The organism is Nesterenkonia sp. CL21 (assembly GCF_031705515.1).
GTDB lineage: Bacteria > Actinomycetota > Actinomycetes > Actinomycetales > Micrococcaceae > Nesterenkonia > Nesterenkonia aethiopica.
On sequence record NZ_JAUTWR010000009.1, the window covers coordinates 63,214 to 82,563 of the forward strand.

At 69.5% G+C, this 19,350-nt stretch carries 17 protein-coding genes; 6 read left to right on the forward strand and 11 right to left on the reverse strand.

Translation table 11 applies throughout. From position 1 onward, the window contains the following. Nucleotides 1-15: 15 nt before the first annotated feature. A complete protein-coding gene (locus Q7C18_RS12865) occupies nt 16-1,461 on the forward strand; it encodes an FAD-dependent oxidoreductase (RefSeq protein WP_311025720.1) in 1,446 nt (481 codons plus the stop codon). A 47-nt stretch (nt 1,462-1,508) separates the two neighbouring features. On the opposite strand, the gene Q7C18_RS12870 is transcribed toward Q7C18_RS12865, so the two are convergent. Continuing rightward, nucleotides 1,509-1,874 (reverse strand): nuclear transport factor 2 family protein, encoded by a 366-nt coding sequence (locus Q7C18_RS12870; protein ID WP_311025721.1) that lies wholly within the window; start codon nt 1,872-1,874, stop codon nt 1,509-1,511. Nucleotides 1,875-2,196: 322 nt separating this feature from the next. On the opposite strand from Q7C18_RS12870, the gene Q7C18_RS12875 reads away from it, so the two are divergent. The 5 genes from Q7C18_RS12875 (at nt 2,197) to Q7C18_RS12895 (ending at nt 6,824) form a co-directional block, all read left to right on the forward strand. Next, the gene (locus tag Q7C18_RS12875) at nt 2,197-3,288 is read left to right on the forward strand and encodes a substrate-binding domain-containing protein (RefSeq protein WP_311025722.1); all 1,092 of its coding nucleotides are present in this window, start codon (nt 2,197-2,199) and stop codon (nt 3,286-3,288) included. A gap of 20 nt (nt 3,289-3,308) precedes the next feature. Continuing rightward, a complete protein-coding gene (locus Q7C18_RS12880) occupies nt 3,309-4,379 on the forward strand; it encodes an ABC transporter permease (protein ID WP_070158608.1) in 1,071 nt (356 codons plus the stop codon). 8 nt (nt 4,380-4,387) lie between these two features. After that, nucleotides 4,388-5,287 (forward strand): ATP-binding cassette domain-containing protein, encoded by a 900-nt coding sequence (locus tag Q7C18_RS12885; RefSeq protein ID WP_070158609.1) that lies wholly within the window; start codon nt 4,388-4,390, stop codon nt 5,285-5,287. A 130-nt stretch (nt 5,288-5,417) separates the two neighbouring features. Then, nucleotides 5,418-6,416, forward strand: a complete 999-nt coding sequence (locus tag Q7C18_RS12890; protein ID WP_311025723.1) for a sugar phosphate isomerase/epimerase — start codon at nt 5,418-5,420, stop codon at nt 6,414-6,416. An 81-nt stretch (nt 6,417-6,497) separates the two neighbouring features. Continuing rightward, complete coding sequence (locus Q7C18_RS12895; protein ID WP_070158611.1) at nt 6,498-6,824, forward strand: nuclear transport factor 2 family protein; 327 nt, start codon at nt 6,498-6,500, stop codon at nt 6,822-6,824. A gap of 57 nt (nt 6,825-6,881) precedes the next feature. Here Q7C18_RS12895 and Q7C18_RS12900 read toward each other — a convergent pair whose 3' ends face one another. The 10 genes from Q7C18_RS12900 to Q7C18_RS12945 form a co-directional block, all read right to left on the reverse strand. Continuing rightward, nucleotides 6,882-8,084, reverse strand: coding sequence for a Gfo/Idh/MocA family oxidoreductase (locus Q7C18_RS12900; RefSeq protein WP_311025724.1), 1,203 nt, complete (start codon nt 8,082-8,084; stop codon nt 6,882-6,884). 34 nt (nt 8,085-8,118) lie between these two features. After that, nucleotides 8,119-9,555 carry a sugar porter family MFS transporter gene (locus tag Q7C18_RS12905; protein WP_311025725.1) on the reverse strand — a complete coding sequence of 479 codons (1,437 nt, stop codon included), beginning with the start codon at nt 9,553-9,555 and terminating at the stop codon, nt 8,119-8,121. A 119-nt stretch (nt 9,556-9,674) separates the two neighbouring features. Next, on the reverse strand, nt 9,675-10,550 hold the full coding sequence (locus Q7C18_RS12910) for a sugar phosphate isomerase/epimerase family protein (protein ID WP_311025726.1): 876 nt from the start codon (nt 10,548-10,550) through the stop codon (nt 9,675-9,677). Between the two features lie 48 nt (nt 10,551-10,598). Continuing rightward, nucleotides 10,599-11,645 carry a Gfo/Idh/MocA family oxidoreductase gene (locus tag Q7C18_RS12915; protein WP_311025727.1) on the reverse strand — a complete coding sequence of 349 codons (1,047 nt, stop codon included), beginning with the start codon at nt 11,643-11,645 and terminating at the stop codon, nt 10,599-10,601. 198 nt (nt 11,646-11,843) lie between these two features. Next, nucleotides 11,844-13,406: a CoA-acylating methylmalonate-semialdehyde dehydrogenase gene (locus Q7C18_RS12920; RefSeq protein ID WP_311025728.1), complete on the reverse strand. Its 1,563-nt coding sequence runs from the start codon at nt 13,404-13,406 to the stop codon at nt 11,844-11,846. Next, nucleotides 13,406-15,394: a 3D-(3,5/4)-trihydroxycyclohexane-1,2-dione acylhydrolase (decyclizing) gene (iolD, locus tag Q7C18_RS12925; RefSeq protein WP_311025729.1), complete on the reverse strand. Its 1,989-nt coding sequence runs from the start codon at nt 15,392-15,394 to the stop codon at nt 13,406-13,408. Before iolD ends, Q7C18_RS12920 begins: the two co-directional genes overlap by 1 nt. After that, a complete protein-coding gene (locus Q7C18_RS12930) occupies nt 15,391-16,452 on the reverse strand; it encodes a deoxyribose-phosphate aldolase (RefSeq protein WP_311025730.1) in 1,062 nt (353 codons plus the stop codon). The genes iolD and Q7C18_RS12930 overlap by 4 nt, the downstream gene beginning before the upstream one ends. Continuing rightward, complete coding sequence (gene iolC, locus Q7C18_RS12935; RefSeq protein WP_311025731.1) at nt 16,449-17,435, reverse strand: 5-dehydro-2-deoxygluconokinase; 987 nt, start codon at nt 17,433-17,435, stop codon at nt 16,449-16,451. Before iolC ends, Q7C18_RS12930 begins: the two co-directional genes overlap by 4 nt. Nucleotides 17,436-17,542: 107 nt before the next feature. Beyond that, complete coding sequence (locus tag Q7C18_RS12940; RefSeq protein WP_311025732.1) at nt 17,543-18,502, reverse strand: sugar phosphate isomerase/epimerase; 960 nt, start codon at nt 18,500-18,502, stop codon at nt 17,543-17,545. A gap of 274 nt (nt 18,503-18,776) precedes the next feature. Further along, nucleotides 18,777-19,316, reverse strand: a complete 540-nt coding sequence (locus tag Q7C18_RS12945) for an NUDIX hydrolase family protein (protein ID WP_070162639.1) — start codon at nt 19,314-19,316, stop codon at nt 18,777-18,779. Nucleotides 19,317-19,350 lie beyond the last annotated feature (34 nt).

Consider the following 19,350-nt stretch of genomic DNA (forward strand, 5'->3'; position numbering starts at 1 on the left):
AGGACTGACACCACTATGAGCACTGACATCACGCATCGCATCGCCGTGGTCGGCGCCGGCCCCGCCGGGGTCTACGCCGCCGACATCATCGCCCGCTCCGAGCAGGGCGAGCACATCGCGATCGACCTCTTCGACCGGTACCCGGCGCCCTTCGGGCTGATCCGCTACGGCGTGGCCCCGGACCACCCGCGCATCAAGGGCATCATCAAGGCCCTGCACAAGGTCATGGACCGCGGCGGGATCCGCTTCATCGGCAACGTGGACTACGGCACGGACATCACCCTGGCCGAGCTGCAGCAGCACTACGACGCCGTCATCTTCTCCACCGGCGCGATCGATGACGCCGCCCTGAACATCGAGGGCATCGACCTCAAGGGCTCCTTCGGGGCCGCGGACTTCGTCTCCTGGTACGACGGGCACCCGGACTACCCCCGCGAGTGGCCGTTGGAGGCGAAGGAGATCGCCGTCATCGGCAACGGCAACGTGGCCCTGGACGTGGCCCGGGTGCTGTCCAAGCACGCCGATGACCTGCTGACCACCGAGATCCCGGACAACGTCTACCAGGGGCTGGCGGCCTCGCCGGTGACCGATGTGCACGTCTTCGGACGTCGTGGGCCCGCCCAGGTGAAGTTCACCCCGCTGGAGCTGCGCGAGCTGGCCCACAGCCGTGACGTCGACATCGTCCTGGACGAGCAGGACTTCGAGTTCGACGAGGCCTCGGACGAGGCGATCAAGTCCAACAACCAGGTCAAGACCATGGTCAACACGCTCACCAACTGGCTGGTGGAGCAGGAGGAGCGCGACGAGGACCCGCAGCGGCAGTCGGCCTCCCGTCGGCTGCACCTGCACTTCCTGCATTCCCCCGTGGAGATCGTCTCCGGTGAGGGGGAGCGTGAGGGGCACGTGGACGCGATCCGGTTGGAGCGTCAGGAGCTGGACGGCACCGGCAACGTCCGCGGCACCGGCGAGATCCTGGAGTACCGGGTCCAGGCGGTCTACCGCGCGGTGGGCTACTTCGGCTCCCCGCTGGCGGACATCCCCTTCGACGCCGACCGCGGCGTGATCCCGCATGAGGCCGGGCGTGTGCTCGGCGAGGACGGGACGCCGCTGCCGGGGGTCTACACCACCGGCTGGATCAAGCGAGGGCCGGTCGGGCTGATCGGCCACACCAAGGGTGACGCCCTCGAGACGGTGGGCTGCCTGCTGGAGGATCTGCCCTCTCTGCCGGGGCGCGGAGCTGCCGACGGCGCGGCCGAGGCGGGTGACATCGTCGAACTCCTGGAGTCCCGCGGGGTGCAGACCACCTCCTGGGAGGGCTGGCTGCAGCTCGACGAGCACGAGCGTGCCCTGGGCGAGCAGTTCGGGGAGCTGCCGGACGGCACGACTCGTGAGCGGGTGAAGGTCGTGGAGCGCGACGAGATGGTCGGCGTCTCCCGGCAGGGCAGCGCCGTGCGCGTCTGAGCCGGTCCTGCCTCCTGGCGTTGAGCTGGTGCGTTCGGGCGGAAACGTCAGTGGGTGATCGTGGTCTGCTGGTACAGCGCCAGGCGGGGGTGGTCGCCGATGAGGCAGTATGTGCTGGACATCAGGGCGATGAACGGGGGCTCGCCGGGGCGGGTGGCACGGGCTCGGTACACCAGAGCCGCACAGTCTGCGCCCAGCCGGATCAGCTCCGCATCTGAGATCTCGAAGGTGTCCCAGGCGAGCGCCGCATCGAGGGAGCGCACGACGTCGTCACGGCCCAGCACCATGCCGTTGACCAGCACCATCCGCCCCTCGGGGGTCATCAGCTCGCCGTAGAACGCGCCGCCTCGGTTCTCGCACAGGGCGGTCCAGCCGTCGTGCTCCAGGGTCAGCAGGGTTGACAGATCGAGCATGAGGGCACGGTAGCAACTGCGGCGATGCTGAGAACACCCTGCGCCACCGAGGGTGTCTGCGCCGGCACCCGCGCTGAGTTGGTCTGGAGTTGTGGGGGGGGGGGGGGGGGGGGGGGGGGGGGGGCCGCCCCCCCCCCCCCCCCCCCCCCCCCCCCCCCACAACTCCGGACCAACTCACGTCGGGAGGTGGGACCAGGCCGAGGGCGCAATTTGTGCATATGTCCTGACATCCTATTGACATTGTGATGCGAGTCACTCAGGATGGAGCCTACGACGGCCACGGCGGCAGCGACCCCGTGGCCGCAGGCTCGAAGGAGAGATCATGCCTCGCATCACTCGCAGCACCCTCGAATCCCCCTCCACCTCCGCTGAACCCGCGCCTCCCGGCCCTGCCTCCCCGGCCGTCTCCACATCTCGTCGCACCCGTCGTCGAGCCTCGGCCCGATTCGCCGCCGTGCTGGGCATCGCCGCTCTGCTCGTCTCGGCCTGCTCCTCCGAAGGGGGCCGGGCCGACGCCGGAGGCGACGACGCCGAGCGCGCCGGCGGCGTGGACACCGAGGAGCGCACCGTCTACCTCATCACCCACGCGGTGGAAGGCGACACCTTCTGGGACTACGTGCGCAGCGGCGCCGAGGAGGCCGCCGCCAAGGACAACATCAACCTGGTCTACAACTCTCACCGCGAAGGCGCCCAGCAGGCGGAGCTCATCCAGTCCGCCATCGACGCCGGCGCTGACGGCATCGCGGTCACCATGGCCAAGCCGGACGCGATGACTCCCGCTGTCCAGCGCGCCATCGACGCCGGTGTCCCGGTCGTCTCGCTCAACGCCGGAGAGGAGGAGGCCTTCGACGCCGGAGCCTTCGCCCACTTCGGGCAGAACGAGTCGGTGGCCGGCGAGGCCGTCGGCGACTACCTCGACGAACAGGGCATCGAGCACCCCATCTGCGTGATCCAGGAACAGGGACACGTGGGCCTCGAATCTCGCTGCGACGGCATCCGGGAGGTCCTGCCCGACACCGAGAACCTCTATGTGGAGGGCTCGGACATGACGCAGGTGGCCTCCACGGTCCGGGCGAAGGTCGACTCCGCCGGCGACGCCGACGCGATCATCGGGCTCGGAGGTCCGTTCACCATGACCATCCTCGACGAGGTCCAGTCCTCCGGCTCGGAGATCAGCGTCGGCTCCTTCGACCTCAACGCCGACATCGCTCAGGCCATCGTCGACGAGGAGATCCTCTTCGCCGTCGACCAGCAGCCCTGGCTGCAGGGCTACCTCGCGGTCGACTCGCTGTGGCTGCACTTCCACGGCGCCTTCGAGCCGGGCGGCGGGCTGCCCGTGCTGACCGGACCCAACATCGTCGACGCCGAGAACGCCGAGGCCGTGCTCGAGTTCGCCGGCGCCGGACTGCGCTGAGACCGGAAGGGACAAGACCCATGACCACGACATCCACCGCCCCCGCCGGGGCGGCACCCGCGGCACCCGACGACGGCGCCGACGAGCGGGTCAGCAAGCGGAGCCTGATCGGCACCCTGATGGCGCGCCCCGAGGTCGGGGCGGCGGTGGGCGCCATGGTGGTGTTCATCTTCTTCGCCGTCGTCGCGCCGCCCTTCACCACCCCCGGAGGCATCTCCACGGTGCTCTACGGGGCCTCCACCATCGGGATCATGGTCGTCGGCGTCTCGCTGCTGATGATCGGTGGAGAGTTCGACCTCTCCACCGGAGTGGCCGTGATCTCCTCAGCGCTGATGGCCTCCCTGTTCAGCTGGTACTTCGCCACGAACATCTGGGTCGGCGTGGCCCTGGCGCTGGTCGTCTCGCTGGCCATCGGAGCGATCAACGGGCTGATCTTCATCAAGACCAAGCTGCCCAGCTTCATCGTCACGCTGGCCATGTTCCTGATGCTCACCGGACTCAACCTGGCGCTGACCCGGCTCATCGGCGGCTCGGTCTCCTCCCCGCCGATCTCCACCATGGACGGATTCGCCTCCGCCCAGGCGATCTTCGCCTCCTCCGTGACGATCTTCGGGGTGAACTTCCGCATCACGATCTTCTACTGGATCCTGCTGGTGGCCGTGGCCTCCTTCATTCTGCTGCGCACCAGGATCGGCAACTGGATCTTCGCCGTCGGCGGGGATCAGAACGCCGCCCGCGCGGTCGGTGTGCCCGTCACCGCCACCAAGATCGGTCTGTTCATGGGCGTGGGGTTCTGCGCCTGGGTGCTGGGCATGCACCAGCTCTTCGCGTTCAGCACCGTCCAGTCCGGTGAGGGCATCGGCAACGAGTTCCTCTACATCATCGGCGCCGTCATCGGCGGCTGCCTGCTGACCGGCGGCTACGGCTCGGCCATCGGCGGGGCGCTGGGTGCCCTGATCTTCGGCATGGCCTCCCGCGGCATCATCTACGCCGAATGGAACCCGGACTGGTTCCGCTTCTTCCTGGGTGTGATGCTCCTGCTGGCCACGATCGTGAACCTGATGGTCCGCCGTCGGGTCGAGAAGAAATAGGAGGGGCCATGAGTGAGACGACATCGCAGTCACCCCACGACGACGTCGCCGACGGCGTCGAGGCGACCCCGCTGGTCCGGCTCGAAGGAGCGGGGAAGCGTTACGGCAACATCATCGCCCTGCGGGACGTCACCATGGACGTCCACGCCGGGCAGGTCACCTGCGTGCTGGGCGACAACGGCGCCGGGAAGTCCACGCTGATCAAGATCATCGCCGGGCTGCACCAGCACACCGACGGCGTCATGCGGATCAACGGGGAGGAGACCGTCTTCGACTCGCCACGAGACGCACTGGAGGTGGGCATCGCCACCGTGTACCAGGATCTGGCGGTGGTGCCGCTGATGCCGGTGTGGAGGAACTTCTTCCTCGGCTCGGAGCTGACCGTGGGCTGGGGGCCGTTGAAGCGGCTGGACGTGCCGGCCATGAAGCGCATCGCCAAGGAGGAGCTCTTCGAGATGGGCATCGACCTGCGCGACGTCGACCAGCCCATCGGCACGCTCTCCGGCGGTGAGCGGCAGTGCGTGGCCATCGCCCGGGCGGTGTACTTCGGCGCGAAGGTGCTGATCCTCGATGAGCCGACCGCCGCGCTGGGGGTCAAGCAGTCCGGCGTCGTGCTGCGCTACATCATGCAGGCCAAGAACCGGGGTCTGGGGGTCGTGTTCATCACCCACAACCCGCACCATGCCTTCCCCGTGGGGGACCGGTTCATGGTCCTCAAGCGTGGCCGTTCCATCGGCTATCACGTCAAGGACGAGATCAGCATCGATGATCTCACCGCACAGATGGCCGGGGGTGCGGAGCTGCAGGAGCTCAGCCACGAGCTGGCCCAGCTGGGCGGCCATACCGCCGAGCTGAAGCAGGTCGAGGCGGACCTGGAGCAGACCCTGGGCGGGCGCCCCGCCCAGTGAGGCGCCCCGTCCGAGCCCTCGGCGAGTTGGTCTGGAGTTGTCGATGCTCGAGTCGATCGAGTCGAGTACCGACAACTACAGACCAACTCGCGCGAAGACGAGAACATGAGCAACCCCTGGGGAGGACCTGATGCACCTGGGCCTGTACACCGCGCCGCTGCACGACCGTCCGCTGGCCGACGTACTGCCGATCGTCGCAGAAGCCGGACTGGACGCCGTCGAGCTCAACACCGGCGGGTTCCTTCCCGCCGCGCACATCCCGGTGGAGGAGCTCGACGGCGACCCCGCCGCCGCCCGCGAATGGCTGCGGATCTTCGAGGGCACCGAGGTGTCTCCGCAGGGCCTGAACTGCAACGGCAATCCGCTCCATCCGGACCCGCGCACCGGTGAACGGCACGCCGAGGACCTGCGGCGCAGCATCCGAGTGGCCGGGGCGCTGGGACAGACCCGAGTGGTGTGCATGTCCGGGCTGCCCGGTGCGGAGCCCGGTGCTGGCCAGCCCACCTGGGTGGTCAACGCCTGGTCCTCCCGCGCGCTGGACGTCCTGGAGCACCAGTGGGAGGTGGCCGTCCCGTTCTGGACGGAGATCGACGCGCTCGCCGCCGAGCATGGCGTCACGGTGGCCCTGGAGCTGAACCCCCAGAACCTGGTGTTCAACCCGCCGAGCTTCCTGGAGCTGCTCGAGCGCACCGGAGCGCGCCGACTGGGGGTGGAGCTGGACGCCAGCCACCTGTTCTGGCAGCAGATGGACCCCGTCCACGTGGTGCGCCGGCTGGGCAGGCGTGTGGTGCACGCGGCGGTCAAGGACGTGCGGATCAATCCCGAGGCCGCCTGGTGCGGAGTGCTGGACAACAGCTTCCGCCGACTGAGTCCCGACGAGCCCCGCACGCAGATCGGTGCGGAGGAGTACGCCAACGAGTGGCCCTCCGCCTCCGCCTGGGACTTCGTGGCGCTGGGGCGCGGGCACGACGCCGCCTACTGGGCCGATTTCCTCACTGCGCTCGCGGAGGTGGACCCCGACATGGCTGTGCACATCGAGCACGAAGACACCTCATTGGGTGCTGTGGAGGGTGTGCAGGAGGCGGCGGCGGTGCTCATGGAGGCGGCACGTGTGGCCGGGCTGCGGTGAGGCGCAGGCTCTTTCGCTCCTGCGGGCAGGGCACGTAGGGTCCTGGGCACGACCAGTTCTACGACCCACGCAGGAGGCATCATGCCGGACATCCCCGAACCGGTGGGCAGCTTCGTCGCCGCCGTGAACCGCCACGATGAGGAGGCGTTTCTCGCCGCGTTCGGCGAGGAGGGGTTCGTCGACGACTTCGGCCGCATCTTCACCGGCCGGGACGAGATCAAGGCCTGGAGCGACGTCGAGTTCATCGGCGCCCGCGGCACCATGGATGTCGAATCCGTGGAGGCCGACGGCGAAGCCGTCACCGTGATCGCCGACTGGCGCAGCAACCACGCCAACGGGCGTTCGGAGTTCACCTTCGCCGTCGACGGCGAGCGACTGCGGTCCATGCGCATCCGCGGCGCTCACTGACACACCAGCTCGACCCGACGTGTGCGGGTCTTGCGGCGGGGGCGTCAGGTGCGGAGGTCAGGGAACCCTGACCTCGGACCCGCCGGCGGCAGCCGAGGCGGCGATCGCCTCGATCAGCTCCATATTGTGCACGCCGTCCTCGAAGCTGGCGTTCCGCGGCCAGGAGTCCTCCGCGGCCAGCCCGGCCACCTCTTCCAGGAACGCGCGGGCCTGGAACACGAAGCCGTCGTTCTGGCCGAAGCCGATGCCCGGGGCGGCCATCGCGAAACCTTCACCCACATAGGGGTGTCCGGGTCCGAGGTTCACGGTGCGGAAGCCGTTGTCGGTCTGGCGGTTGCCGCCGATGTCCCGGGTGTGGACCTGGATCTCCGCAGGACGCTCCTGGTCCCACACGGCGGCTCCGTCGCGGCAGGAGATCTCCAGGCGCAGACCGTTGGGGTGCCCGGGGGACACCCGGGAGGCCTCAAAGGTGCCGGCGGCGACGTCGAACTGCGCCGTGAAACCAGCCCAGTCGTCATTGGTCACCGGTTCTGTCTCCTCGCTGACCTCCGCCTTCCCATGTCCCACCGTGGACCCCACCGGCAGCGGACGCTCCTGGATCACGGTGCGGAACTGTGCCCCGGCCACGGAGCGCATCGGCCCGGCCAGGAACTCCGCGGCATAGAGCAGGTGGCTGCCGACGTCGGCCAGGGCCCCAGAGCCCGGGCCGCCCCGGTAGCGCCACGTCATCGGGACCTGCGGGTCGCAGCCGTAGTCGGCCAGGTACCGGCCGTGAAGATGCACCACCTCGCCCAATGCTCCCGAGGTCACCAGCTCACGCAGAGCGGCAAGTCCCGGGGCTCGGCGGAAGGTGAAGCCGATGCGGACCACCTGGCCGGCGTCCTCGGCTCGCCGCGCGGTCTCCGCCATGGCACGGGCGTCGTCGAGGGTGTCGGCCAGCGGCTTCTCACACAGCACGTGCTTGCCGGCGGCCACCAGAGCCTCGACGATCTCCCGGTGCAGCCGGTTGGCCACCACCACGGAGACGACGTCGACGTCTTCGGCCTCCAGCAGTGCGCGCCAATCGGTCTCCACCCGTTCATACCCGTAGCGTCCGGCGACATCACGGGCCAGCGGCTCAGCGAGGTCGGCGATCGCCGCGAGCTTCACCGGGCGGGGGAAAGGGCTGCGCACCGTGGTGGCGGCTCGCCAGGCCGCCCCGTGGGCCGCCCCTGCCATCCCGGCGCCGATGACGGCGACGCCGATTCTCTGCTCACTCATCACTGGTCTCCTTCATGAGAGGTCCTGCAACCACTCAGCGCATGCGCTTCGGGTTCGGCACCACCGGCATGCCGGCGGTGTTGCGGAAGGTGGACTCGATCTCCTCCAGCGACCTTCCCTTGGTCTCCGGCACTCGCCGGTAGGTGAACACCAGGGCGGCGCAGCAGATCACGGAGAACCCGGCGAACAGCCAGCCCACGCCGACCGCTTCCAGCACCGGAGGGAACCCCAGGGCGACGACGCCGTTGGCGAACCACAGGGCGGTGGTGGCCAGGCCCATGGCCGCAGCACGGACGCCCAGCGGGAAGATCTCCCCGAGCATCACCCAGACCATGGAGCCCCAGCTGGCCTGGAACATGAAGATGTAGACGGCCATGCAGGTCAGGGTGACGATCCCGACGACGCCGAAGCCGTCCGGCTCGGGCAGCAGCAGGTTGGTCAGCGCCAGCACCGCCAGGCTCAGGCAGGTGCCTGCGGCCCCTGCGAGCAGCAGCGGCCGGCGCCCCCAGCGGTCCGCGTAGGTCAGGGCCAGCCAGATGGCCAGCACGTTCATGACGCCGATGATCAGGTTGGCGGCGATGGCCGCCTGGTCGGTGAAGCCGACGTTCTGCAGCGTGGTGGGCGCGTAGTAGATGATCGTGTTGATGCCCATGATCTGCTGCAGGATCGCCAGTCCGAGGCCGACGAAGAGGATCGGCTTCACCCAGGGCTGCAGCAGTGCCTTGAGGTTCTGGGCGCCGGCTGCCTTCTCCGCCTCATTGATGATGTGGATCTCCTGCAGCTCCCGCTCGGCCTCCTGGGGGGTGCGGTCGTAGTGCAGAATGGTCAGGGCCTCGGCCTCTCGGCCCTTCTTGACCAGCCAGCGGGGCGTCTCCCAGATGAACGCCAGACCGACGGCGAACAGCAGCGACGGGACCACTGAGAGCCCGAGCATCCATCGCCAGGACTCCAGCGGCGCGAAGGCCAGTCCGATGATGAAGCCGATGAACTGGCCGGTGACGATCGCCAGGGCGTAGAAGGCGGTGACCTTTCCGCGGATCCGCGCCGGGGAGATCTCCGAGAGGTAGACCGGCAGCGTCACCGCAGCCAGTCCGGAGCCCAGGCCGACGATGAAACGGAAGACGAACAGCGTGTTGGGGTCCGGGGCCAGCGCCATGCCGATGGGCGCGACGATGAACGTCACTGCGGTGGCCATGAGGATCTTCCATCGGCCGTACGTGTCCGAGAGTCGTCCGCCGACGGCAGCGCCGAAGACGGCACCGATGATCAGGCCGGTGACGATCCAGCCCTCGGCCCAGCTGCTGAGCTCGAACTCGGGGCGCAGGTACACGAGGGCCGCTGAGATGACTCCGGTGTCATAGCCCCAGTTGAGCCCTCCGAGAGCCCCGAAGAGGTAGATGAGGACGGTGCTCTTCTTCCGCCCGGAGCCGACGCTCCCGTCAGGGGCCGGGCGTGTGCGGTGTGTGTCCATGATCTGGCGATCCTGTCTGTGCCGGGTGGTGGGTGCGCCTCACGGACGCCCGACGCGACGTCGGGCGCCTGGAGGGGAATCCGGGCGCGGGGCCCGGTCGGGGCGGGAAGGGGGGCGGGTCAGCCCCGAGCCGCCGCCATGCGCTCGCGCATCTGACGCAGCTGATAGGCGGAGACCTCCATGGCGTCCTCGTTCTCGCCGAAGACGCTGGTGACCATGACCGTGTCCTCACGCTGGTCGAAGCCGTTGCGGGCGAGCTCTGCGAAGAAGTGGTCCCAGTCGACGTCGCCGACGCCGATCTTGTTGTGCTGGTGCACCCGGGCTGCGTTGCCCGGGGGGTTGGTGATGTACCGGAGTCCATCCGAGCGGTGGTGATCATAGGTGTCGGCCACGTGGACCACTCGCAGCCGGTCGCCGACCTCGTCGAGGATGGCGGCCATCGGATCCTCGTAGTGGAAGGTGTGCGGGGCGACGTAGACGAAGCTCAGGTTCTTCGAGTTGGCTCCGCGGATCACCCGCCAGGCGGCCAGCCCCTGCTCCACGAAGTCATCAGGGTGGGGGTCGATGGCCACGTTGAGCCCCTCGGCTTCGATGATCGGCAGCAGCTCCTCCAGGGAGCGGTAGAAGGCGCGCTCCGACTCTTCCGCGAGCTCGGGCCGGCCGGAGAACTCCGTGTTGATCTGCTCCACTCCCAGGTCCACGGTGATCTGGATGACCCGCTTCCAGTACCGGACGGCGGCCTCGCGGGCGTCCGGGTCGGGGGAGGACCAGCGCAGCACCGGCAGCACGGAGGCGACGCCGACGCCGGCATCCGCGCAGGCTGCGCGGAAGCGGGCGACGAGGTCGTCGTCGGCCTTGGGGTGGTTGAAGAACGGGATGAAGTCCGGGTGCGGGGTCATCTGCAGCCAGTCGAATCCCAGGTCGGCGGCGAGCCGCGGGAACTCCAGCAGCGAGTGAGTCCGGTGGAAGGGGGTGGGGTCCAGGGCGTACTTCATGGAGGGGTCCTCGGGGCAGGTGGGGGCAGGGTCTGCGAGTGGTCGGGCTCAGGCCAGGGCGGGGGAGCCTGTGGCGGCGGCGTAGAAGCTGGGCTTGGGCGCCACCACATGCTCGACCGTGCGGCTCTGCTGGGCGGCGACGCCGGCGGCGCAGCAGGCGGCGGTGGCGTATCCGTCCCAGGCGCTGGGCCCGGCGATCTCGCCGCGCAGGGTGGCGTCCACCCACTGCTGGACCTCGAGGTCGTAGGCGTCGCGGAACCGGGTGACGAATCCGGCGTCGACCTCGACGCCGGTGCGGCCGGCGGTGGTGACCTCGACCTCGGAGCCCTCGCCGATCTTCACCAGACCGTTCTCGAAGGTGGCCTGAGTGTGCACCTGGTAGCCGATCTGGGCGTTGACGAAGATCTCCACGGTGGCCAGCAGTCCGGACTCGGTCTGCACAGTGACCAGCTGGGGGTCCCGCACGTTGCCGGTCCGGGAGGTGGTCCGTCCGATCCGCACGGAGACGTCGGTGATCTCCTCGCCGGTGAAGTACCGGACGGCGTCGAACTCGTGGACCACGGAGTCATGGATGACCATCTCGTCCGTGAACTCGGCCGGCGCCTCCGGGTTGCGGTGCTGGTGATGGAGCATCAGCAGCTCGCCCAGTTCGCCGGAGGCGATCGCGTCCTTCAGCCGGCGGTAGCCGGCGTCGAAGCGGCGCATGAAGCCCACCTGGATGAGCTGGCGGCCAGCGGCGACTTCGGCCTCCACCACGCGCAGGGCGGAGTCGGGGTCCGGGGTCAGCGGCTTCTCGCACAGCACGGGGATCCCGGCGTCGAGGAGCTTCAGGAGGGCCTCCTCGTGGAGGAATCCCGGGGTGGCCAGCACGACGGCGTCGGCCGCCTCGGCGGTCAGCAGCTCGTCCACGCTGGAGAACACCTGTGGCTCTCCGGCGGCGGCGGCGACGGCGGCGGCCCGCTCGCGGTCGACGTCCACGACGGCGCTGACCCGGGCGCGCAGGGTGTGGTGGGCGAGGCGGTCCACGTGGTCCGAGCCCATGCGCCCGGCGCCGACGACGGCGACGCGGAGTTCGGACTGCTGCGGTGTCGACATTGGTCTCAGCTCTCCTCGATCGTGCGATGTTCCGTGATGTCACTCACTGTAGGACGCATCACATTACTTTGTCCAGACATTCGGACGAAATGGATTTCAGTGCGGTGCCCCGCCACACAGATCGTCCCTCCGTGAGAGATCGTCTGTGGATTCAGGCACGATCTCTCACGGAGGGACGATCTTCGGGCGGGGAGGGTCTCAGCCGTTGGACGGGAAGTTCAGCGACGCGGTCGACTCGTCGTGCTGATGCGGCCAGCGCTGGGTGATGACCTTCCCGCGCGTGTAGAAATGCACGCCGTCGGGGCCATAGATGTGGTGATCCCCGAACAGCGAGTCCTTCCACCCGCCGAAGGAGTGCTGGGCCGCCGGCACCGGGATCGGCACGTTCACCCCGATCATGCCGACAGTGACCTGCCGCTGGAACGTGCGGGCCGCATTGCCGGAGCCGGTGAAGATCGCGGTGCCGTTGCCATACGGGTTGGCGTTGATCACCCGGATCGCGTCCTCCAGGGTGTCCACGCGGACCACCGCGAGCACCGGCCCGAAGATCTCCTGCTCATAGGCAGACATGTGCTCCTGGACCCGGTCCAGCACGGTCGGGCCCACGAAGAAGCCCTCCTCCCGGCCGTCCACCACCAGATCACGCCCGTCGACGACGACGGCGGCGCCGTCGGCCTCCGCCTCGCCCACGAGGCGCTGCACGCGCTCCTTGGAGGCCGGAGTGATCAGCGGGCCCATCTCCGCCTCGGCCTGGGTGCCGTCACCGACGGTGATGTCCCGGGCGCGCTGGCCCACCTTCTCCACCAGGGCGTCGGCCGCGTCGCCCACCGCCACGGCCACGGAGATCGCCATGCAGCGCTCGCCGGCGGAGCCGAAGGCCGCGGCCGAGAGGTGATCGGCGGCGAGGTCGAGGTCGGCGTCGGGCAGGACCACCGCGTGGTTCTTCGCCCCGCCGAGGGCCTGGACGCGCTTGCCGTGCCGGGTGCCGGTCTCATAGACGTACTGCGCGATCGGAGTGGACCCCACGAAGGAGACGCCGTCGACCAGCTCATGGGTCAGCAGGCCGTCCACGATCTCCTTGTCGCCGTGCAGCACCTGGAAGACGCCGTCGGGCAGCCCGGACTCCTTCCACAGCTGGGCCAGCAGCAGGGAGGCCGAGGGGTCCCGCTCCGAGGGCTTGAGCACGAACGCGTTGCCGGTCACGATCGCCACCGGAGCCATCCACAGCGGCACCATGACGGGGAAGTTGAACGGAGTGATTCCGGCGACCACACCCAGGGGCTGCCGGAAGGAGAAGACGTCGATCCCTGTGGAGACCTGGTCCGAGTAGTCGCCCTTCAGCGTCTGCGGGGCCGCGCAGGCGAACTCCACGACCTCCAGGCCGCGAGCGACCTCCCCGGCGGCATCGGAGAGCACCTTGCCGTGCTCGGCGGTGATCAGCGCGGCCAGCTCCTGGGTGTGGGAGGCCACCAGCTCGCGGAATCGGAACAGCACGGCCATGCGCTTGGACAGCGAGGTCTCCGCCCAGAGGTCGGCGGCGCGCCGCGCGGCCAGCAGGGTCTTCTCCAGGTCCTCGCCGTCGCCCAGGTGCAGGGTGCCGCTGACCTGACCGGTGGCAGGGTTGAACACGTCCTGGCGGCGGGTGCCGTGGCCGGCGTCGGCGGTGCCGTCGATCCAGTGGGTGATCTCGGCGACGCCGGCGCTCTGGCCGTCAGTGGTCTGGCCGTCAGCGGTCTGGGAAGTCGTTTCGGTGGTGGTCATCAGTGGTTCCTCTCGTCGGTGTCGCGACCGTCGCCGAGCAGCTGCCGCTGCCGGGACTTGTGGTCGCGGTAGGTCTGGTAGGCGTTCTGTGTGGTGTCCAGCTCGGAGACGCCCGTGACCGGCACGTCCCACCAGGACTCGGAGCCGGGGGCGTCGAGGTAGAGATCGGAGGTGATGTGGATCAGCACCGGGCCCGAGTCCTCCGGGCGGGCCTTGGCCTCGGCGACGGCGGCGTTCAGCCGGTCGATCGCGTCCTCGCCCGGTTCCACGCGGATGACGTCGACGCCGAGCGACTCAGCGTTGGTGGCGATGTCGATGGGCAGCTCATGGGCGCCGTCGAACCGTCGCTGGTCCTCCAGGTAGCGGTACTTCGTGCCGAAGCGCTGGGAGCCCAGGGATTCGGACAGCGAGCCGATCGAAGCGTAGCCGTGGTTCTGCAGCAGCACCACGATGAGCTTGATGCGTTCGGCCACGGCGGTGACCAGCTCGGTGTGCATCATCAGGTAGGAGCCGTCACCGACCATGACGACGACGTCGCGGCCGTCCTCCGGGGCCTTCCCTTGGGCCTGGGCTTCGGCCAGGGCGGCGCGCTTGACCCCGAGGCCGCCGGCGATCTCGTAGCCCATGCAGGAGAACGCGTACTCCACGTGGTAGCCGTAGGGGTCCTCGGCCCGCCAGAGCTTGTGCAGGTCTCCGGGGAGGGATCCGGCCGCGCAGATGACGACGTCGCGCGCGTCCATGGCCTCGTTGACGGCCCCGATGATCTCGGTCTGCGCCGGCAGCGGCTGGTTCCTTACGGTGAAGGCCTCGTCGACGGTGGCGTCCCAGCGGGCCTTCTCCCGGCGCACCAGCTCAGCGACCTCTGCGGAGGTGTGGTGGCCCACCGACTCCAGGCGCTCACGCAGAAGGGGCAGCGTGGTGCCGGCGTCGGCGACGATCTGCACGCCGGCACCCATCTTGTAGGCGTCCAGGGAGGCGACGTTGATGTTGACGAATCGTACGCCTGGGTGTTGGAAGGCCGTCATGGAGGCGGTGGTGAAGTCCTCGTAGCGAGTGCCGATGCCGATGATGACGTCGGCGTCCCGCGCGTAGGTGTTGGAGGCGGTGGATCCGGTGGAGCCGATCGCCCCCAGGCAGAGCGGATGATCCCACTGCAGCGTGCCGACCCCGGCCTGGGTGTAGGAGACCGGGATGCCCGTGGATTCGGCGAGCGTGCGCAGCGCGTCGGTGGCGAAGCCGTAGTGCACACCCCCGCCGGCGATGATCAGCGGCTGCCGGGCCCCGCGGATGGCCTCCACTGCGGCGGCGAGGTCCACCTCCTCGGGCGCGGGACGGCGGATCCGCCATTCGCGAGGTGCCAGGAACTCCTCGGGCACCAGGATGCGTTCGGCCTGCACGTCCTGCGGCAGCGAGATGGTCACCGCACCGGTCTCCGCCGGGTCCATCAGCACCCGCATGCCGTTCAGCAGGGCGGAGAAGAGCTGCTCGGGGCGCTGCACGCGGTCGAAGTACCGGCTGATCGGGCGGAACAGGTCCGCGCAGGTGACGTCATAGGCATGGGGGAGCTCCAGCTGCTGCAGCACCGGATCCGGGGCGCGGGTGGCGAACTCGTCAGACGGCAGCAGCAGGGCCGGAAGGCGGTTGGTCGTCGCCAGGGCGGCGCCGGTGGCCATATTGGTGGAGCCGGGTCCGATGGAGGCGGTGACCGCGTAGGTCTGTCGGCGGCGGGTGTGCCGGGCATAACCCACGGCCTGGTGGACCAGGGCCTGCTCGTTGCGGCCCTGGTGGTAGGGCATCAGCCCCGGCGCCAGAGTCTGCGCCTGCTTCAGCGCCTGCCCGACGCCGGCGACATTGCCGTGACCGAAGATCCCGTGCATGCCGGGGATCGTGCGGACCTCGGTCCGGACGCCGTCGACGACGTCCACGGTGCGCTGGTTGGCGAGGAACTCCACGGTGGCCTGGGCCACGGACATCTCACGGGTGGTCATCGGTCCTCCTTCGTGGCGCCGGCCGGGGCGAGTCCTCCGGTCGGTGCAGGATCTGTGGCGTCGGGTGAGCCGCCGGGTGTGCTGTCGTTGAGCAGCGAGGCGGCGGCGTCGACGGCGGCGGCGACGTCACCGCCGTCAGGGTAGAGCAGGGTCCGGCCCACCGTGAGTCCCTGCACGCCCGGAAGCGCCAGGGCGCGGCGCCAGGTCTCCAGGACCTCGTCGGTGCGCCCGGAGGGGTCTCCGCCGAGCAGGACCGTGGGCAGCGTGGTGGCGGCCATGACGCGCTCCATGTCCTCGACCACCGGCAGCTTCATCCACGTGCGCGCTGAGCTGGCACCGAGCCCCTGGGCGATGGCCACCGACTGGATGACCGCCTCGGTGGAGAGGTCGTTGACCACGCGGCCGGCCTCGGTGCGGGAGATGAACGGCTCCACCATGGCGATCAGTCCGTCGGCGTGCAGCTGGTCCACCGCCTGGGCGGTGCTCTCCAGCACCGAGGTGGTGGCGGCGTCGTCGAAGGCGATCCGGGTGAGCATCTTCCCGCCGTCTGCCCCGAGGGCACGCAGGGCTGAGGCGGTGTGCCCGGTGAAGCGGTCATCGATCTCATTGACCAGGCCCGGCAGGCCGGCTCGGTTCATGGAGCCGAAGATCAGCTTGCCGTCCAGGGCGCCCAGCAGCAGCAGGTCGTCGAGCACGTCGGGGGAGGCCAGCACGCCGTCCACCTTCGGGTGGGCCAGGGCGACGCGGAGGCGGTCGAGCAGCCGGCGCCGGTCCGCCATGGCCTGCGGATCGGACTTCACCGCCAAGGCGCCGCGGGCGGCATGGTCTGCGGCGATGATGAAGCTCTGTCGTCCGTGCACCGGGCCTGGGTGACGTCGTCGGGACTGCGCGGCGGCCGCCACGGACTCCGGGTGCTCCAGTCGGAGGCGGGTGAGCGGCTCATAGCGGCGCGGATCCTCGTCGTCGGGCGATGTGCTCTGCGGAGGGGAGATCTCGCGGCGCAGCTGGTGGACCGGGGTCAGCGCCTCGGAGGTGCGGGGCGGGTCGGTGCGGCTCATGCCCGGACCTCCTGGGGGACGGGGCGGCCGCGTTCGGCCAGCAACGCGGTGACCTCGTCGGGGGTGGGCATCGCATCGGAGCAGGCGATCCGGGTGGCGACCAGGGCGCCGGCGGCGTTGGCGTAGTCCAGGACCTGCTCCAGCGGCCATCCGGCGAGCAGGCCGTGGACCAGCGCGCCGCCGAAGGAGTCACCGGCGCCGAGCCCGTTGACGGTCTCCACCGGCAGCGGCTTGGAGACCACCCGCTCCTCGGCGGTGGCGGCCATGACGCCGTCGGAGCCTCGTTTGACGACGGCGAGCTTCACTCCGGCCTCCAGCAGGCGGTCCGCCTGGTCGTCCGGGGTGCCCTCGCCCACGGCCACCGCACACTCCTCGGAGTTGCCCACCGCCACGGTGACATGCGGCAGGATCCGGGCGACCTGCTCTCGAGCCTGCTCCACCGAGTCCCAGAACATGGGACGGTAGTCGAGGTCCAGGACCGTGTGCTGGCCAGGCGTCAGCGAGGCCTGCGGGCGGGCCTCGTGGGCGGTGACCTGCGCCTGGCGGGAACGTGGGCGGGAGAGCCCGGTGACGGTCGACCAGAAGATCCGGGCCGCGGCGATGGCATCGGTGTCGAGCTCGTTCGCCTCGATCTCCCAATCCGGGGCGCTGGGGGAGCGTCCATAGAAGTAGAGCGGGAAGTCCTCGGGCGGCCGGATGGCGCAGAAGGTGACCGGGGTCTGCAGCTCCGGCACCGCTGTGACCCACTGGTCGTCGACGCCGTAGCGCCGCAGCTCCTGGTGGAGGAACTCGCCGAAGGGGTCGTCCCCGGTGCGGGTGATCACCGCGGTGCGTCGTCCGTGCCGGGCGGCGGCCACGGCCACGTTCGCCGGCGAACCGCCCAGGTACTTGCCGAAGCGGGTGACGTCGGCCAGGCCGACGCCGATGTCGTCAGGGTAGATGTCGACGCTGATGCGTCCCATCGTGATGAGCTCGTGGGTCATGGGTGCTCCTTCGGGTGTGCCAGGAGTGATGTGGGGTCTGCTGTGAGGAGATTCGGTGCGCTGCGTCTGCGGCTTCGTCTGCGGCTTCGTCTGCGGCTCCGGCCCCGTCAGCGGATGCGCGTGCGGGAGCCGCAGCCGCAGAGGTGCTTCCGGGTGCGAGCGGCGATCGGCAGGGGGTCGTCGAAGGACGTCACCGGGTACATGTCCTGTTCGACGATGCCGAAGAAGGAGCGGCCGAGCTGCTCGAGCTCATCGATGACCTCGGAGAGGTCCGGAAGGCCGCCGGGCGGTTCGACCATGACACCGGCTTTGTTGGCGGCGGCCCAGGTGAGGTCGTCGCGGCGGACGACCTCCATGACCTCCGGGTCGATCTGCTTCAGGTGCAGGTAGCCGATGCGGTCCGGATGGCGCCGGATGAGCTCGGCGGAGGAGGCACCGCCGTACTCGGCATGCCCGGTGTCCAGGCACAGGCTGACCCGCTGTGGGTCGGTCTCCTCCAAGAAACGGAGGATCTCGTCCATGGAGCACACATGGGAGTCCGCGTGGGAGTGGAACTGCTGGGCCAGGCCGTACTTCTCTTCGAGCACCGCGCCCAGCTCGTCGTGGCCCTCGGCCAGGCGTCGCCAGCCGTCGGCGTCGAGGGTTCCGGGCTCCACCGCCTCGCCGGTGACGTCGTCGCGCCACATGGCCGGAATGACCACGATGTGTTCCCCGCCCACAGCGGAGGTCAGCTCGGCGACGCGGTGGATCTGATCCCAGGTGGCCTGGCGCTCGTCGGCCCCGGCGCGGTGGAAGGCGGTGAAGACCGTTCCGGCGGAGACCTTCAGATCCCGGGCGGAGAGCTCATCGGCCAGGCGGGAAGCGTCGGTGGGCAGGTATCCGTAGGGGCCGAGCTCGATCCAGTGATAGCCCGCCTCCACCACCTCGTCGAGGAACCGCTCCCAGGGGGTCTGCTGCGGGTCGTCCGGGAACCAGACGCCCCACGAGTCCGGGGCGGTGCCGATGAGGATGGGAGAGCGGGTGCCGTCCTCGGCGGTGCTGGGGGTGCGGGCGGGAGTGGTGGTCACTGCGGCCTCCTCGACGTCGTCGGCCGGTGGCGGCGACGAGCTGGTGATGACGTGGTGTGCACCACTCTGTCGCGTGGATGTTCTAATGTCAAGACATATTGCGTCAGTGGTCACTGAGGAGCGGTGAGTTGGTCTGGAGTTGTGGGTACTCGGCTCGTTCGACTCGAGTTTCCACAACTCCGGACCAACTCAGTGTGAGGGGAGGGCGGGGGAAGGGAGGGCGCGGGGGGGCAAGTGGCGACGTCAGCCGCCCGGGTGCCGCGGAGGAGGACGGTCAGCCGGCGAAGCCGACGTGCGCCAGGGCCTGGCGGACCAGCTGACCGCGTCCGCCGACGAACTCTCCCTGGACCTCGTCGCTGAGCACCTGCTCCGGAGAGAGCCAGGACAGCTCGAGGGCATCCTGGCGGGGCTGGCACTCGCCGGAGACCGGGACCACGTAGGCCAGGGAGACGGCATGCTGCCGGTCGTCCACCAGCCCGGTCTCGCTCGGGTAGGGGAAGTACTCCGCCACGGTGAAGGGTGTCGGCGACGGCGGGATCTGCGGCAGACACAGGGAGCCGAGGTCCTTCTCGATGTGCCGCAGCAGGGCTGCCCGGATCGTCTCCCGGTACATCACGCGACCGGAGACCACCGTGCGGTAGAAGCGGCCGTCGTCATCGGCCGTGTAGAGCAGCCCGACCTCGGTGACATAGCCCAGGGAGTCCTGGCGGACTGGGATGGCCTCCACGTAGACCATGGGGAGTCGACGGCGAGCCTCGTAGAGGTCTGCCTCGTTCAGCCATCCCGGGTTGGGATCGGGGGTGCGCACGCTCATAGTCCATTCATACCGCACCCCGGGCCTCTCCGCC